The 16,729-nt window shown below is 44.7% G+C and carries 13 protein-coding genes; 9 read left to right on the forward strand and 4 right to left on the reverse strand.

What is annotated here, in order from left to right; all coding sequences use genetic code 11:
* From B9T16_RS10255 to B9T16_RS10270, 4 genes are all read left to right on the forward strand, one after another.
* The coding region (locus B9T16_RS10255; protein ID WP_410244691.1) for a M48 family metallopeptidase at nucleotides 1–1,874 on the forward strand (1,874 nt) is incomplete at its 5' end.
* 487 nt (nucleotides 1,875–2,361) lie between these two features.
* On the forward strand, nucleotides 2,362–2,529 hold the full coding sequence (locus B9T16_RS10260; protein WP_014275032.1) for a hypothetical protein: 168 nt from the start codon (nucleotides 2,362–2,364) through the stop codon (nucleotides 2,527–2,529).
* Entirely contained in the window at nucleotides 2,519–3,064 is a 546-nt protein-coding gene (locus B9T16_RS10265) for an RNA recognition motif domain-containing protein (protein ID WP_006617839.1), read from the forward strand. Before B9T16_RS10260 ends, B9T16_RS10265 begins: the two co-directional genes overlap by 11 nt.
* Before the next feature lie 181 nt (nucleotides 3,065–3,245).
* Nucleotides 3,246–3,647: a hypothetical protein gene (locus B9T16_RS10270; protein WP_317270910.1), complete on the forward strand. Its 402-nt coding sequence runs from the start codon at nucleotides 3,246–3,248 to the stop codon at nucleotides 3,645–3,647.
* Nucleotides 3,648–3,652: 5 nt separating this feature from the next.
* Here B9T16_RS10270 and B9T16_RS10275 read toward each other — a convergent pair whose 3' ends face one another.
* On the reverse strand, nucleotides 3,653–4,351 hold the full coding sequence (locus B9T16_RS10275; RefSeq protein WP_410244692.1) for a potassium channel family protein: 699 nt from the start codon (nucleotides 4,349–4,351) through the stop codon (nucleotides 3,653–3,655).
* A gap of 78 nt (nucleotides 4,352–4,429) precedes the next feature.
* Nucleotides 4,430–5,764: a TrkH family potassium uptake protein gene (locus B9T16_RS10280; protein ID WP_410244693.1), complete on the reverse strand. Its 1,335-nt coding sequence runs from the start codon at nucleotides 5,762–5,764 to the stop codon at nucleotides 4,430–4,432.
* Between the two features lie 335 nt (nucleotides 5,765–6,099).
* Here B9T16_RS10280 and B9T16_RS10285 point away from each other — a divergent pair, with 335 nt between their 5' ends.
* From B9T16_RS10285 to B9T16_RS10300, 4 genes are all read left to right on the forward strand, one after another.
* On the forward strand, nucleotides 6,100–10,083 hold the full coding sequence (locus B9T16_RS10285) for a magnesium chelatase subunit H (protein ID WP_410244694.1): 3,984 nt from the start codon (nucleotides 6,100–6,102) through the stop codon (nucleotides 10,081–10,083).
* 14 nt (nucleotides 10,084–10,097) lie between these two features.
* Entirely contained in the window at nucleotides 10,098–10,244 is a 147-nt protein-coding gene (locus B9T16_RS10290) for a hypothetical protein (RefSeq protein ID WP_410244695.1), read from the forward strand.
* A gap of 110 nt (nucleotides 10,245–10,354) precedes the next feature.
* Nucleotides 10,355–10,651 (forward strand): HU family DNA-binding protein, encoded by a 297-nt coding sequence (locus tag B9T16_RS10295; RefSeq protein WP_006617834.1) that lies wholly within the window; start codon nucleotides 10,355–10,357, stop codon nucleotides 10,649–10,651.
* Between the two features lie 166 nt (nucleotides 10,652–10,817).
* Nucleotides 10,818–11,501, forward strand: coding sequence for a class I SAM-dependent methyltransferase (locus tag B9T16_RS10300; protein ID WP_006617833.1), 684 nt, complete (start codon nucleotides 10,818–10,820; stop codon nucleotides 11,499–11,501).
* Here the strand turns inward: B9T16_RS10300 and B9T16_RS10305 are convergent.
* Together B9T16_RS10305 and B9T16_RS10310 are read right to left on the reverse strand one after the other, a co-directional pair.
* Nucleotides 11,493–12,977 (reverse strand): CHASE3 domain-containing protein, encoded by a 1,485-nt coding sequence (locus B9T16_RS10305; protein WP_410244696.1) that lies wholly within the window; start codon nucleotides 12,975–12,977, stop codon nucleotides 11,493–11,495. The genes B9T16_RS10300 and B9T16_RS10305 overlap by 9 nt on opposite strands.
* 604 nt (nucleotides 12,978–13,581) lie before the next feature.
* Nucleotides 13,582–15,876, reverse strand: a complete 2,295-nt coding sequence (locus B9T16_RS10310; protein WP_410244701.1) for a ribonuclease R family protein — start codon at nucleotides 15,874–15,876, stop codon at nucleotides 13,582–13,584.
* Nucleotides 15,877–16,175: 299 nt separating this feature from the next.
* On the opposite strand from B9T16_RS10310, the gene B9T16_RS10315 reads away from it, so the two are divergent.
* A complete protein-coding gene (locus B9T16_RS10315) occupies nucleotides 16,176–16,706 on the forward strand; it encodes a hypothetical protein (RefSeq protein ID WP_006616718.1) in 531 nt (176 codons plus the stop codon).
* The last annotated feature ends 23 nt before the right edge of the window (nucleotides 16,707–16,729 follow it).

Genomic DNA, 16,729 nt, shown 5'->3' on the forward strand with positions numbered 1-16,729 from the left:
CAGTTTCACATTCCTATCAATGGAAAGAAGCCGAAAGGGCGACCAAGTGGCGGAAAATAGGGAAACTCAAACTCACCAGATTGAGGATCGAACAATTCCTAACCGTATTTATCCTGCTGTGGATAAGTCCTCGCCTCGTGGAATTTTTGTTCAGAAACGCCAATAATATCCTGATCTCCCTACCCGTTGTCCGACCCATTCAATGGCTATACCGCAATCCTAACCAATGGCTGTACTGGACTTTAGGACTATTATTTATAGTCTCCCCCTGGCTATGGGACGGGTTGCTAAAAATCTGTTACGGTCAACAAACCCTCCCCCGGACGAAATTATTATCATTGTCTCCAGAAGCAGGTCGCGTCCTACAAAACTACTGTAAAGCGCGAAATTGGAAATTTCCGGCGCTGCGAGTGTTACCAACGGCTACCCCGATCGCCATGACATTAGGATGCTGGCCAAGATTTGTGCGGATTGTGGTTAGCCAGGGTTTACTCGATACCCTAACCCCTGACGAAATAGCTACCATTTACGCCAGAGAAATCGCCAGTGTGGGAAATTGGGATTTTATGGTGATGTCGTTTATTACCCTATTAGTGCAAATTCCCTACTTGATTTATCAATATTCGGCTATCGGCGCGCAATGGTGTTTTCAGCGAGTTAGGTCGGAACCCCCATTAATTCCTGATGTAGCCCTATCTATATTAAAACCAGCCACCTACATTCTGCGGGTGATAGCTTTCCCGGTTTCCGTATTGGCTTATGGAGTTTATCAGATTCTTCGGTTTCCAGCTTTGTGGATTTCGAGGCGGCGGGTTTATTATAGCGATCGCATCTGTTGTAATTTAACCGGAAATCCCAATGGCTTAACCAGGGCGCTGCTAAAAATGGCTATTGGTATCTCACAGACATCACCCCAGTTAGACAATACTACCTTTTTATTAGAAGGGTTTGACTTATTAACCCCGATCGCACCTACCCAGGGGATGACTCTCGGTAGTATATTAGTGGCTTCCCCCCAGAGTCAACTTATCGGGCTTAACCACGGCGGCGACATTGAATCCCTATTAACATGGGATCTGAGAAATCCCGATCGCTACTGGTTACAGATGAGCAATTCTCATCCCCTATTAGGCGATCGCCTACTGATTCTCAACAGTTATGGCAAATTTTGGCAAATAGAAACTCAGTTAAACCTCGAAGTTAAGCCCGTGTCTGATTCCCGAGGCGATCGCGCTAAACTTTTAATGCAAGCCGCCCCTTATTTAGGATTAGCGATCGGATTAGCGATCGGGTTGCTAATCTGGCTATTCGGGGCAATTTTCGGCAAGCTAGGGATTTGGCAACTAGAATGGTTATTTGGGGATAGGGCTATTTTGTGGGGTTGTGTTCCCATTGGTATCAGTTTAGGCATATTTTGGAGAAATAATCACTTTTTCCCAGACATTAAACCCGCCGCCATCATTCACAATCCCAATCTCCGCGATTTATACTGTAATCCCGACAGTATCCCCATCGACAACAAACCCATTTGTATAGAAGGTCAGTTAATCGGACGGTCGGGAATTAGTAATATCATGGGTCAACAGCTCCTGTTAAAAACCGCCACCGGTATAGTTCCCCTCCACTATATCCCCCAGTGGACACCTGTGGCTAACTTCTGGCCCAAATCTATCCATCCCACCGACTTAATTGGTAATTTCGTTAAAATAACTGGATGGTGGCGACGGGGGGCTACTCCCTGGATTGATATAGAAAAACTGGAAAATCTGGCAGATCGTCGCCGTATGTATGGCGGACATCCCTTGTGGTCAGTCATTCTAGCCGGATCACTAGCCTTTTGGGGAGCTAGTATCATTTCCAGCGGTAGACTTTAAATACAATTAACATTAGAATTTCTAATATCTCAAGTTTGCATTTTGTCCCAAACAGTGTTACATTTGTTAACATCGTGAATATAGGCGATATCTGTGATATGTTTAAAGATGGTCTGCTACTACTGTGGTCTTAGCAATGGCAAAAGTCTATGTAGATCATCAGTTGCGGCAGTGATCTGACTGCAAAGGTTGCCAAACAAGTTAGTCGTTCCATAAAATTTGTGATTTTGTTTCCCCAAAACATACTAAACTTAAAGAAGCATTTAACAGGTTTGAAGTTGAATTCCTTTGACATTAGTTACTGCGATCGCAGCTATAGAAACCCTAAACTTAAAACCTATTGACAAAAGTGATAGGAACAGCTATAGCAGATATTTTTGAAGCATGACTCAAATTTCACTCGACCGTTCAAATCAATCTCAATCTTTTGGATATTTGAGGCTGCTAATCCCAGCCAGCCAAGAAACTCATTTATATATTGAAGCCAATGATCATACTCAATGAGTTAAGGCTGGAAGTAACACCAATTTGTCTTTTAAGTCAAGTCAAGGCTGAGTTTAATCATGATGATTTATTAACGTGGTCTGAACTCAACAGGATTTTTCAACTCAAATATCAAATTTTTCCTACTGGAGGTATCACTAATGTCCGTTAGATTGTATGTTGGTAATTTACCCAAAGAACTCGATCGCAAAGAATTGCAAGCTGTATTTGCAGAGGAAGGCGACACGATTTCGGCTAAAGTAATAACCGATCGCAAGACTGGAAAATGTCGTGGTTTCGGGTTTGTCACCGTCCAAAGTGATGATTTAGCAGATCAAATCGTTGAGAAGTACAACGGCTTTATGTTCGGGGACAATGCGCTAAAAATTGAAAGGGCGCAACCTCGTAAGAAAAACAAACCAGAGTCTGAAGAGGGTCGTGGTTCTGATGGTGCTACGGCTACGGCTACGGCTACGGCTACAGCTACAGCTACGCCTGGTGCTGTTAACCAGTCTCCCACTTCTAGCCCAACTTCTGCACCCACAAAAAGTGGTGGTGGTAAGAAGAAAAAATCTAATCGGAATCAACAAGGGTCTTCTAACGCCAATTCTAGTAGTAACCCCGAGTCCATTCAGCCTGACCCTCGCTGGGCGAATGAATTAGAAAAGCTAAAACAGATGCTATCTGCTCAAGCCAGCAATTCCTAAGTCTCCGGTTGAGGCTTAGGTTTTTGCATATTTGGTCAAACATCCCAGACTCTGAAGTTCTCAGTAATGATGAGTTCTGGGGTGTTGATTGGTGTGGTGTATGCGGTTGACAAATCGATCGCCTATTGGGTGACAAATCATTTAGGATTGCTATATCAAGCAATTCGATGGAATTATCATAATGTACGATCCGCCGTATTTTCTGTTAGCTGCTGGCTTATGGGTTGGTATTATCTGCTGTATTCCCTTTGTGGCGACCCTCAAGCAACTGGTAAAGGACTGGAAAGTTAATAAATCTAGTCGTGCGATCGCCCAATTACGGGGATTTAGGATGCTCGCCCCCTATTTAGCTTCCGCAGTAGGGATTTGTGTTTTCCTAGCTTCCTGTTTACAGATATTTGCAATTTCTAGCCGTGTGGCTTACGCCTTATCCGTTCCCGTCACCATAATGATGGCGGGTTCGGTATGGTTTCAGTTCACCCGTGTATTAGATCAATTAGAGCAACGAGGGTCTCAGGGAATTGATTTAGATGATCTGAGTTTAGGGAAAATCATTCCCCAGTCCAATCCTGGTAGGGAATAATTCCCTTAAACTGGAAGTCGGTTAATATCCTGGTTTGACCCCAAAACCACCATAATAGTCCCCTTCTTTAAACGTTTGTTAGGTAGGGGATTTATTTCTAGTGTTTGATTTTCCGTGCGTATAGCCAATAGGTTCAAACCGTATTTGCTACGGAGTTCTAATTGAGCGATCGTTTTACCATCAAAATCATCAGGAACCACCATTTCTACAATACTATGATCCGGGTCTAGTTCAAACTGATCCACCAGTCTAGGCTTCGTGAGTAGTCGCGCCAACTCCTGTCCCATTTGTCTTTCGGGGAACACAACTAGATCCGCCCCTACTTTTTTTAACAATTTAACATGGGTTTCCGAGGAAGCCTTAGCCACGACATTCGCCACCCCGGCTTCTTTGAGGTTAAGGGTGGTGGTAATACTTTCAGCCAGGAAACTCCCGACAGCGACAATTACGGTGTCTAGTTCAAATATTCCCGCCTCTCGCAAGGCTGACATTTCGGTTGAGTCTAATAGTAAAGCATGGGTAGCAATGCGATCGGTTAAAGCCGCATTTACCCTTTTTTCATCATTATCAACGGCGAGAACTTCATAGCCTGAAGCATTGAGAGTCGAACAAACAGCCTGTCCAAAGCGACCCAAGCCAATGACTGCAAATTGTTGTTTTTCGGCGCGTAAATTCCGAAAAAAGTTAAGAGATGAAAGATTCATGATGTCCTAACAATCCTATGGAAAGAATAATCTTTTTATTTTACCATTTCTATAGTTTACCTGGTAGAGAATCAATAGTTAACCCACCAATAGGTTTTCTTCTGGATAATCAATTGATGAGGGTTGAGGATCGCCCAAAACCGCAGACATTAGCAATAATACTCCCACCCGACCAATATACATGGTGGCAATAATAATTAATCGACTCAGCATGGAAAAATCTCCAGTGATGCCAGTAGACAGACCTACGGTTCCAAAGGCTGAGACAATTTCAAAAAAGATGCTACCAAATCCTAATTCTGGTTGCATAATCACAATTAATAATGTGGCTACACAAACCACAGTAATGGAACCGACCAAAACTCCGACGGCTTTTAAAATCAAAGGGGAGGGAATTTTGCGCTGATAACATAAGACTTCATCTCGACCTTGTAGGGCTGCTTTTGTGCAGTTTACCAATATTCTTGATGTAGTGGTTTTTAAGCCGCCTCCTGTACTTCCTGGACTAGCACCAATAAACATTAGGATCATAGTAATCAAAATTGATGAATATGTCATATCTCCTATAGATATGGTGTTAAATCCAGCGGTTCTGCTGGTGACAGATTGAAACCAGGCTGCTTGCATTTTGCCAAATATGGTTAAACTCTGCAAGGTTTGAGGATTATTAAATTCGGTGATAAAAAAGAGGAAAGACCCGGAAAATAGCAGAATTATAGTGGTACTGGTGACGACTTTAAAGTGTAGAGAAAAATCCCGACGCATTGGTTCTTTATTTAATGTAGTTTTAATCCACAAAAAAAGTTCCATGATTACTTGATATCCTAAACCACCAAAAATAATTAAAATACTCATTGTTATATTGACGATGGGAGAGGATACATAATCAACTAAGCTCTCTTCCAATAAGCTAAATCCGGCATTATTAAAGCCATTTACACTATGAAATATAGCCAGCCACAGACTATTTTTTAAGCCATAATCCGGAAGAAAAACAATCATTAATAAGATAACTCCGGCAATTTGAAATAAGGCCATGGTCGCTATAATAGATCTGAGCAGTGGCATGACTCCAGCGATTCCGGCGGTATCCAAAGATTTTTGGAGTGCTAATTTATCTCGGAGTCCAAATTTTCTGCCAATTAATAGCAGAAGCATGGTGTTGGCGGTCATGTAGCCCAAGGCTCCAATTTCCACTAAGCTAAGTAAACAAAAATGCCCCCAAAAGGAATAAAAATTGCTAACATCAACAACTGATAAACCCGTGACACAGACGGCAGAAGTGGCGAGAAATAGTGCGGTAATAGGATTGCCAAAACTACTGTGATAAATGGTATCATCCATCCATAATAAGAATGTGCCGATCGCAATTACTGCTAAGAAGCCCAGACAAATAGTTCTTGGTACAGTCATAAGAGGTGTCAAACTTTATATAGAAAACTTTATCCTAGATCATAAAATTTAACACTTGTGTATATAATCAAGACTGTTAACTGGGCAATTTATAAATCTTTGTTGCAAAGATTGGCCAAAATTTTGTCGAATTGTGTCAAAAAGTGGCTTCCACTAACCACTTTGGCTCATTTTCTGGTAATAATACTCAATGGTGAAGTCATCAGGGTTGTCTCCTAGCGGGACGGCATCCCATGTAGGACGTTGCCAAATGTTGACGGGATCGATCGCTGATCCACAATAGTCTACCTATCCAGACAGCTTTAGAGCAGAACACCGAGGAACGAACACTAAATATGTTTACCTACGTCAAGCCTACCGTTAGACACATTAAACCTGATTCCCTCAACGGACGATCACGTTTAAAAGTCGTCTATATCGTGCTAGAGGCCCAGTACCAGAGCGCTTTGTCAGCAGCAGTGCGGGCTATAAATGAAAAAAACCCGAACTTGGCGATCGAGATCAGTGGTTATCTGATCGAGGAACTGCGGGACCCGGAAAATTACGAAAACCTGAAAAAAGACCTAGCCGAGGCCAATGTTTTCATCGCCTCATTAATCTTTATCGAAGATTTAGCTGATAAAGTAGTGGAAGCGGTAACTCCCTACCGCGATCGCTTGGATGTGGCGGTGGTGTTCCCTTCCATGCCACAGGTAATGCGCCTGAACAAAATGGGCAGCTTCTCCATGGCACAACTGGGACAGAGCAAAAGTGCGATCGCCCAGTTCATGAAAAAACGGAAGGAAAAATCCGGTTCCTCCTTCCAGGACGGAATGCTGAAACTTCTGCAAACCCTCCCCAAAGTCCTGAAATATATGCCTATTGATAAGGCTCAGGACGCGCGGAACTTTATGCTGAGTTTCCAATATTGGCTGGGTGGTTCTCCAGAAAACCTGGAAAACTTCCTGCTCATGTTGGCAGAGAAATATGTTTTTAAGGGCCAAGAAAAACTGCACTTTGCCGAACCTGTCACCTATCCCGATATGGGAATTTGGCATCCCCTGGCTCCCAAAATGTTCGAGGATGTCAATGACTATCTGAATTGGTATAACGGGCGCGAAGATATCCCAGAGGACACCAAAGACCCCCTAGCGCCCTGTGTGGGCTTGGTGCTGCAACGTACCCACCTAGTCACGGGAGATGATGCCCATTATGTGGCAATGGTGCAGGAACTGGAAGCTATGGGGGCGCGAGTGGTGGCAGTATTTGCGGGGGGTCTGGACTTTTCCAAGCCTGTAGATACCTACTTCTGGGATACGCCACCCAAAGGCATTCCGGCTCAACCTCTGGTTGATATCGTGGTTTCCCTGACTGGGTTCGCGTTGGTGGGAGGTCCGGCTCGCCAAGACCACCCGAAAGCGATCGACTCCCTAAAACGGCTCAACCGTCCCTATATGGTAGCCCTACCCCTGGTATTCCAAACTACGGAAGAATGGGAAGAAAGCGAATTAGGATTGCATCCGATCCAAGTCGCCCTACAAATTGCTATCCCGGAATTGGATGGGGCTATTGAGCCAATTATTGTGTCGGGAAGGGACGGAGCCACCGGAAAGGCGATCGCCCTCCAAGACCGCATCGAAGCCATCTGTCAGCGGGCGCTGAAATGGGCTAACCTGCGGAAAAAACCAAAACTTGATAAAAAAGTCGCCATTACCATTTTCAGTTTCCCCCCCGATAAAGGGAACGTCGGAACCGCCGCCTATTTGGACGTATTCGGTTCTATCTACGAGGTGATGAGAGCCTTAAAAAATAACGGTTATGATATCCCCGAAATCCCAGAGTCTCCCAGTGCTTTAATGCAGCAGGTCATCCATGATGCTACTGCTCAATATCAAAGCCCAGAACTGAATATCGCCTATAAAATGTCGGTAGAACAATATGAGCGATTGACTCCCTACTCGGAACGTCTGCACGAAAACTGGGGACCACCTCCGGGACACCTGAACACGGATGGGGAGAATCTGTTAGTTTACGGAAAATCCTTCGGAAATCTGTTTATCGGGGTACAACCGACCTTCGGCTATGAAGGGGACCCCATGCGTTTGCTGTTCTCCCGGTCGGCGAGTCCTCACCACGGTTTCGCGGCTTACTACACCTACCTAGAACAGGTATGGGGCGCGGATGCTGTGCTGCACTTTGGGACCCACGGTTCCCTAGAATTTATGCCTGGAAAACAGATGGGAATGTCTGGGGAATGTTACCCGGATAACCTGATTGGTACTATTCCTAACCTGTACTATTACGCGGCTAATAACCCCAGTGAGGCGACTATTGCTAAACGCCGTAGCTATGCGGAAACTATCTCTTATCTGACTCCGGCGGCGGAAAATGCGGGACTCTATAAGGGTTTGCAGGAACTTAACGAGTTGATTGGGTCTTACCAAACTCTTAAAGATAGTGGTCGCGGTGTGCAAATTGTCAGCACCATTATCGAAAAATCCCGTATGGTGAACTTGGATCAGGATGTGGCTCTCCCGGAACAAGACCCAGGCGAACTGACCCAGGAAGAACGCGATAATGTGGTGGGACAGGTTTACCGGAAACTGATGGAAATTGAGTCTCGCCTGCTTCCTTGTGGGTTGCACGTTATTGGTAAGCCTCCGAGCGCTGAAGAGGCGATCGCCACCTTGGTCAATATTGCCAGCTTAGACCGCGAAGAAGAAGGGATCGTCAGTCTACCTCGGATTATCGCCAATAGCATCAATCGGGATATTGAGGAACTCTACCGCAACAGCAACCAAGGCATTCTCGCCGACGTTGACCTGTTGCAGCACATCACAAATGCTACCCGTGCGGCGATCGCTGCTTTAGTTCAAGAACAAACCGACGCAGAGGGCCGAGTTTCCAAAATCTCCCAACTCAACTTCTTTAACATGGGTAAAAAAGAACCCTGGTTACAAGCCTTACACGACTTAGGCTACACCCAGATCGACCCCGAACCCATGAAACCCCTGTTTGAGTATCTGGAATTTTGCTTAAAACAGGTTTGCGCCGATAACGAATTAGGAGCCTTGCTGCGCGCTTTGGAAGGGGAATATATCCTTCCCGGACCTGGCGGCGACCCCATTCGCAATCCCGACGTTCTCCCCACTGGGAAGAATATGCACGCCCTCGACCCTCAGTCTATCCCCACCGTAGCCGCAGTTAAATCCGCTCAAATCGTCGTAGACCGACTCCTAGAGCGGCAAAAAATGGAAAACGGCGGTCAGTACCCAGAAACCATTGCAGTTGTTCTCTGGGGAACTGATAATATCAAAACCTATGGCGAATCCTTAGCCCAGGTTATGTGGATGGTCGGGGCTAAACCAGTTCCCGATGCTTTGGGTCGCGTCAACAAGTTGGAGTTAATCCCCCTTGAAGAATTGGGCCGCCCTCGCATTGACGTAGTGATTAACTGTTCGGGAGTGTTCCGCGACCTGTTCATCAACCAAATGAATCTGCTCGATAAAGCCATTAAAATGGCCGCCGAAGCCGATGAACCCCTGGAAATGAACTTTGTTCGCAAACACGCCCTACAACAAGCCGCCGAGCTAGGTATCAACCTCCGACAGGCTGCTACCCGTGTTTTCTCTAATGCTTCCGGTTCCTATGCCGCTAATGTTAACCTGGCTGTGGAAAATAGCACCTGGGAAAGTGAGGCAGAATTGCAGGAAATGTATTTAAACCGCAAGTCTTTTGCCTTTAATTCCGATAATCCGGGGATGATGGGTGATAACCGTCAGATGTTTGAGGCTTCCCTAAAAACTGCTGATGCCACATTCCAAAACTTGGATTCTTCGGAAATTAGCTTAACTGACGTTTCCCACTATTTCGACTCTGACCCCACCAAAACCATCGCCAGCTTGCGTAAAGACGGGAAACAACCGGCTTCCTATATCGCCGATACAACTACCGCTAACGCTCAAGTGCGGACTCTCTCGGAAACTGTGCGCCTAGACGCACGGACGAAGATGCTCAACCCTAAATGGTATGAGGGGATGCTTTCTCATGGTTATGAGGGTGTGCGAGAGTTGTCTAAGCGTCTGGTTAATACAATGGGATGGAGTGCCACCGCTGGGGCTGTGGATAATTGGGTTTATGAGGAAACTAACGAAACCTTTATCAAGGACGAGGCCATGCAGCAACGTCTGATGAATCTTAACCCCCACTCTTTCCGTAAAATGGTGACAACTCTGCTGGAGGTTAATGGCCGGGGCTATTGGGAAACTAGCGAAGAAAATCTCGATCGCCTCCGGGAGTTATACCAAGAGGTTGAAGACCGCATTGAGGGAATTGAGTAATCTCGCCTGGGGTGATGGTTAAAATTGCCCTTAATGCTGTTGTATGCTGTATCCTGACCGTGGAAATGCCAATCTGTGCCGAAGACCTACCGGCTAAACCTGATGGTAGTGTTTTCGGCTCAGTGCAACGAAAAAACCATTCTCTAGTGCTTTCTGGGTGAAACTACAGAGAATTTTAAGGTATATACTTGTCAATCTCTGATAAGTCTGTGTTAGAACAGCCATAATTAGGGCAAAATCACCCACTGAAAATGATTCTGGAGGTATTTCGATGAATAAAGAGCAGTTGGTTCAGGAAACATCTATCAAGGCGGGTGTTACCAAAAAACAAGCAGATGCGATTATTTCGGCTATCTGTGAGTGCATCATGGATGCTGTAGCTGATGGGGAAAAGGTCACTCTGGTGGGCTTTGGTTCTTTTGAGGCTCGCCACCGCAAGGCTCGTGAGGGCCGTAACCCTAGCACTGGACAACCGATGACTATTCCTGCTACTACTGTTCCAGCTTTCTCAGCTGGGAAAGCCTTTAAGGAACGGGTGGCCAACGAAAGTAACGAAAACGTTGCCTAGATTATCTGACAGGGGTGATCTGTAATTTCTCAGCCTCACCCCTGTTTTTTTGTGGCATTTTCCCAAGCACTACCGCCACGCCCGACGATTCTCTAACTATCGGAAATGCGACAAGGTGGGTGTTTGGGGTGTCATGATTTAGGAGTTTTGGGAACTAGGCAAAATTATGGGATTTACGGTTGATCAAGTGATTCCTTGGGGACGCAGTTTTGATGAGTATTTGCAAATGTTTGCTCTGAGTGAGGATGATTTGCACTACTCTTATTTGGACTGTGCTGGGGGTCCGGCGAGTTTTAATGCGGTGATGACCCGTCGGGGTTATTCTGTGGCTTCCTGTGACCCTCTTTATCGGTTTTCCTCTGCCCAAATTAGCGATCGCATTCAATTGGTTTTGCCTATGGTTATCCAACAGGTAGAAGCTAACCGGGAAGACTACATCTGGCATCAAATAAAATCCCCAGAACACCTCGCACAGGTCCGCCAAGAAGCGATGAATGAGTTTTTGGCGGATTTTGCCCAAGGACGACAAACCGGGCGTTATATCGACGCAGAACTGCCGCATTTGCCTTTTGCTGACCGTCAGTTTGACCGAGCTTTATCGGCTCATTTTCTCTTTTCCTATAGCGATCGACTTTCCCAACAGTTCCATCGAGATGCTATTCTAGAATTATGCCGGGTAGCCAGTATGGTTCTTCTGTTTCCCCTAGTTAGTATTGGGGGAGATACTCCCAGATTTTTACCAAGATTAATTCAGCAATTAACAGCTTTAAAATATGCTGTCGAAATTCAATCAGTCCCCTACCATTTCCAAAAAAGTGGTAATCTTATGATGAAAATTATTTCACCTTAATAAATCACCTTTTAAACGCCGCAAATAAACTTGGACAACCGAATCATTGGGATTTTGATGATAACAGTCTTGAAAAGCCTTAAAAGCCTCCTGAAAATTTTGCTGATGATAGAGTGAAACCCCTTCCGAAAATACTGATAAATTAGATAGTTTGGCTGATAATTCCGGGAAGAAATCATGATTAAAAACCTCGTAAACTTTCACAATTTCTGACCTCCCTTTAACCTGAACTTTATCAACCAAACGAATCCCATAGTTATGGGGATGTTTGAGCTTCACAAATGTAGACTCTGATATCAATAAAGGAACTCGATAAACTTTAGTTAGTTGCTCAATTCGGGAAGCCAAATTAACAGCATCACTAATCACAGTACCTTCGATATGATTATGGTATCCTACTGTTCCTAATATCAATCTTCCCGTATTAATTCCTATGCCTATTTTTAGGGGAATATAGCCAGACTCATTTCGCAGTTTATTATATTCCTTTAAACTTGATAACATAGAAATAGCAGCTTGTACAGCATCATCTGGACTCCGACCAAAAAGCGCCATAATACCATCACCAATATATTTATCAATAAATCCATAATGTTCATTAATTAATGGTGCCATACGGGAAAGATAAGCATTAATTAAATTAAAATTATCTTGGGGAGAAATCCGTTCACTTATGGATGTAAAGTCACGAATATCTGAAAACATTATAGACATTTCTTGTTCGGTATAGTCCCCCAAATTAACATCGATTATACTATCTTTATTTAAAATTTTAATTAACTCTTGTGGCACAAATCTAAAAGCAGCTTTGTTTAAGGAAATTAACTGTTGTTGAGCGATTTGTTTATGATGAATTTCCCGATATATTACCAAATAAAGAGCGGACAGTAATCCTAAATCAAAAACTATTCCTATACCGAAGACCAAGAAAGTATTTTTAATTAATTCATCCGTAGCATCTGACCGAATCTCAAACAATCTTTCTTCCTCATCTTTCATGGTGTCTAAAACCTGCCTGATTTCATTCATTAAATTTTTGCCATGATGGGTTTTAACCAATTCAATTGCTGTTTGAGTATTCCCAGATTTAGCCAGTTCAATTGTCATTTGAAGTTCCTCTAATTTTTGGGAAATTAATGTGGATAAATCATCAAGATGTTTTTGCTGAGTCGGATTATCTCTGGTCAAAGATATGAGAACGGATAAATCTTGATCAATCTCTTTAACTGCCTGATTATAAGGTTCTAAATATTCTGGTTCTAGGGTTAGCAAAAAACCCCTTTGACCGGTTTCTGCATCTGATAAATCTGTCGAAATTTCCTCCAAAAATCTTAATACTTGCTTAGTATGTATTTCCCATTCTTTCAGATTAGCCAATTGCTTAGAAGTTTGATAGCCACTGTAAGTAACTATCAGTAGTAAAACAGAAGAAATCACAAAGCCAAACAAGACTTTTTTTTGCAGAGATAAGTTCATAAAATCTGTCTACTTCAGAGCCCAAATATCAACACCCCGCTCCTTCTTTAGTGATCAGCCTAGGAGTAGTCTATTAATAATAACATCACCTAGGACTGATAGCCACCACCCCATAATGGACAATAGATAATTGATAATTATTCCTCCCTCTACCCCTGGGAGAGGGCGACATCATGTAGGGGCGGGTTCGGGAGTTAATTAGACTTGGCACCAGTCAGCTTAATTAACCCGCCCCCAAAACCAGAGTCTGATGGTGCGTCAGCCTAAAATTATCGGTTTTTATCGGCATTTTCTGGTCTGACGCACCCYACGGAAATAGGGGCGACATCATGTAGGGGCGGGTTCGGGAGTTAATTAGACTTGACACCAGTCAGCTTAATTAACCCGCCCCCGAAACGAGTCTAAGCCCAATTATTTCACCTTCAAAATAATTCAATAGCAGATAGCGACATCATGTAGGGGCGGGTTCGGGAGTTAATTAGACTTGGCACCAGTCAGCTTAATTAACCCGCCCCCAAAACCAGAGTCTGATGGTGCGTCAGCCTAAAATTATCGGTTTTTATCGGCATTTTCTGGTCTGACGCACCCCACGGAAATAGGGAAGTTAAAAGCTATCCTCGTGTTCATCAATAGCTTCGCTACCGCCACCAACAGCAACCAAATCGATTTGTTGACGGTAGTAGTCTACACTCTTGACCTGAACTTCCACATTATCGCCAAGACGGTACTGATTGCGGTTTTTGCGACCGACTAAGGTTTGCTGACGGGAACGGTATTCGTACCAGTCATCTTTAAGGGAAGACACATGAACTAACCCTTCTACCCTGAGAGTTGAACCCCCAGGAGACTCTAGTTCAATCTCGACAAAAAAGCCATAGGACTGAACCCCAGTAATCAAACCTACAAAAGTTTGACCTGTGCGTTCTTTCATAAACCCAGTTTTTTTGAGTCCCTCTAGGTCTTCCTCAGCATCAGCCGCCACGCTTTCCCTTTCGCTGAGGTGAACGACGAGTTGAGTTAACTGGGTTTCGAGATCATGTTGTAACTCTGGAGGTAAGACATTCCAGGAAATTTTACCCTCTGATGAGGAATGATGGAGGTTAACTGGTTCTTTAGAACGACTGGAACGGCGATCGCGTCCTTCCTCAAATACGGCTTTGAGAACCCGACAAATTTGCAGGTCACAATAGCGAGAAATGGGTGAGGTACAGTGAGTATAGGCGGGTAATGCCAAGCCAAAATGCAGTTTAGGAACTGTACTATAAACAGTAGGCTTGAGACTATCTTCAAGCAGATAAGTTAATACCCTCTCGGCTCGAGTGTTTTTAATGGCTTGGGTAAATGCTTGAAAATCTTGGGGTTGAATTTCGGCTTCATCATCAATATCAAGTTCACAACCGAGATGAATCGACAACTTGACCAATTCAGCGACATCAGCGGGGTCTGGGGAGCCTTGAACGCGATAGATAGCGGGAACCCCAAGAGATTGCAAGTGGCTGGCGACTACCTGATTAGCTAAAATAATCAACTCGGATACCATGGCCTGAGACACTAATTTAGTGCCAGAAATCATGGGCCCAAGTTCCCCTTCATCATTAAAATGACAATGGGTATCAGGAAGGTTCATTTCAAAACCACCGCGCAACTCCCGCATTTGTCGAATGGCGCGACTGACTTCTAGGAGGTCTTCTATAATGCGATTATCTTCGGAAGATTCGCCATCAAGAATGCTTTGGGCTTCCTGATATGTTATTTGTCGGTCAACGCGGACGATACTAGGCTGAATTTCATATTCTAGGATTTTTCCAGTCGGACCTAGTTCAATCATGATGGATAAAGCGAGGCGATCTTCTCCGGGAACTAAAGAAATGCGATCGCAGCTAAGGGAAGCCGGAAGAATAGGGATATATTTATCAGCCAAGTAAATGCCGATACCTCGCCGCCTGGCTTCGCGATCTAAAGCGGTGTCTGGTTGAATATAATGGGAGCTATCGGCGATATGAATGGCTAATTTCCAGTTCCCCGAATCGGTTTCTTTCAGGCTGAGGGCGTGGTCAATGGTATATTGAGCGGGTTCGTCTTCTGGCTTGAGGACTGAAAATTCAGGATTGCCCAAATCGGGGCTAAAGGAAAGAGTGGGCTCGTCGCGCAGATCCAGTCTATTTTCCAGGTCGCTCTTTTTGAGGGTAGCACTAGCAGCTAGGAGGATTTCGGTTTCCTGTAGTACAGTTTTGGGAAAGGACCGGGGTAAATCATGTTTACAACAGACAATATCTAGGTCTTCTGCTTCCTCAGCATCAGAACCCAGAACTTGTACCACCCTACCAACAGGGCGATGAATACCCAAGGGATAGCGCACTACTTCGACATGAACTAGGTGATCGACAGCATCAACGAGTTCCTCTGGGGGGTTAACCAGATTCATTTCAAACAGCAATCGGTCATCTAAGGGAACCGCGCGATATCCTTTTTGGGTTTGCTTGACGCGAGCGAGTACCGAGGGGTTAGCTCGTTCTAGGATTAGGTAGACTTCTCCTTCGGGGGAACGACGACGGGAGCCTTCTTTAATAATTCTCACCAGGACGCGATCGCCATTCCAGGCGGTACTCAGGTGACTTTCCCGGATGTAGACATCCTCGGCACTTTCCGCGTCTTGAATCGCAAAGCAGAAGCCTTTGCTGGAACATCGCAATTTGGCTTCTACAATACTCTCCTGTTCTATGCGACGATAGCGGCCCTTATCTTTTTCCAAAATGCCGATGCGCTCTAGGGCATCAATGGCGATCTGAAATTTTCGCAGACTCTCTTCATCAGAGGTCAGTTTTTTTTCTAGGGCCTTGGGGGCTACAGATTTATCCTCTGTGAAGTTGGCTAACAGTGTAGCGATTGAAAATTCCATGTAGCGATTTTCCTTCGTGATGTGATGTCGATGGCTATGGGTGGTTCTAACGCAACTTCTGCCTTTGTTAGTTTCAGCCACTTTTCCAGGACTCACTTTTTCCCACCATGCCAAGACGAATCACCCCAGAAAGACAGTGATACAATTTGAGTTAAGAGCGCTCGGCAACCTTACAAAAAAATGCTAAGGGGGGGATGTACAACGATGCCCCACAGGTGGAAAAGTGTTGTCAGGGGCAGACGGGCTGCGTCGGCCACCACATTCGAGCTAATTATATGCTATCACCTTAATCTAAGATTATGTTGACTCAATTTAGAAGCCGCTATCCCACTGGGGGACTTATCTTGGAGTTAATTGCTATTGAGAACAATCAATATATTGTTCGGGTATTGGTACAGGTAGCAGGGGTAACTCTGGCATCGGGACTGGGTATGGCTGAAACTGTGGAGTTGGCTGAGGATAGAGCCAGAGAGCGATCGCTAAAGTGTTTGGATTTGGGGTTACAGAAAATCAGGCAGAATTTACCCCAGGCTGATTTCCCCATATTGTCAGATACTTTACCGCCTCCCGTTGTCCCTAGTACACCAAATCAGTCTGCTGTGGACTCACTCACCACTGGCGGCGAAACTCTGGGGCTTGACTCGATGGCTATGCCTTCTGATGAGTGGCTATCTGCCACCTATATTAAACCTCCAGCCGGGTCTCAATCTTTACCTGATGCTACCACTACCCAGAACCAGCCCTCAACCAAAGGGCGAGGGGCTTCTCTGCCCCATTTGCCCAGCGATGAACTAGAAACCTCAGAAAATAGGATTATTCATCAGCCATAACCGCCATCTGTTAAGGTTTCCCT

This window comes from Arthrospira sp. PCC 8006 (assembly GCF_046480465.1).
GTDB lineage: Bacteria > Cyanobacteriota > Cyanobacteriia > Cyanobacteriales > Microcoleaceae > Limnospira > Limnospira platensis.

Coding starts and splice junctions, on each gene's coding strand:
- B9T16_RS10260 (WP_014275032.1), top strand. CDS start 2,362: ATGATCATACTCAATGAGTTAAGGCTGGAAGTAACACCAATTTGTCTT.
- B9T16_RS10265 (WP_006617839.1), top strand. CDS start 2,519: ATGTCCGTTAGATTGTATGTTGGTAATTTACCCAAAGAACTCGATCGC.
- B9T16_RS10270 (WP_317270910.1), top strand. CDS start 3,246: ATGTACGATCCGCCGTATTTTCTGTTAGCTGCTGGCTTATGGGTTGGT.
- B9T16_RS10275 (WP_410244692.1), bottom strand. CDS start 4,351: ATGAATCTTTCATCTCTTAACTTTTTTCGGAATTTACGCGCCGAAAAA.
- B9T16_RS10280 (WP_410244693.1), bottom strand. CDS start 5,764: ATGACTGTACCAAGAACTATTTGTCTGGGCTTCTTAGCAGTAATTGCG.
- B9T16_RS10285 (WP_410244694.1), top strand. CDS start 6,100: ATGTTTACCTACGTCAAGCCTACCGTTAGACACATTAAACCTGATTCC.
- B9T16_RS10290 (WP_410244695.1), top strand. CDS start 10,098: ATGGTTAAAATTGCCCTTAATGCTGTTGTATGCTGTATCCTGACCGTG.
- B9T16_RS10295 (WP_006617834.1), top strand. CDS start 10,355: ATGAATAAAGAGCAGTTGGTTCAGGAAACATCTATCAAGGCGGGTGTT.
- B9T16_RS10300 (WP_006617833.1), top strand. CDS start 10,818: ATGGGATTTACGGTTGATCAAGTGATTCCTTGGGGACGCAGTTTTGAT.
- B9T16_RS10305 (WP_410244696.1), bottom strand. CDS start 12,977: ATGAACTTATCTCTGCAAAAAAAAGTCTTGTTTGGCTTTGTGATTTCT.
- B9T16_RS10310 (WP_410244701.1), bottom strand. CDS start 15,876: ATGGAATTTTCAATCGCTACACTGTTAGCCAACTTCACAGAGGATAAA.
- B9T16_RS10315 (WP_006616718.1), top strand. CDS start 16,176: ATGTTGACTCAATTTAGAAGCCGCTATCCCACTGGGGGACTTATCTTG.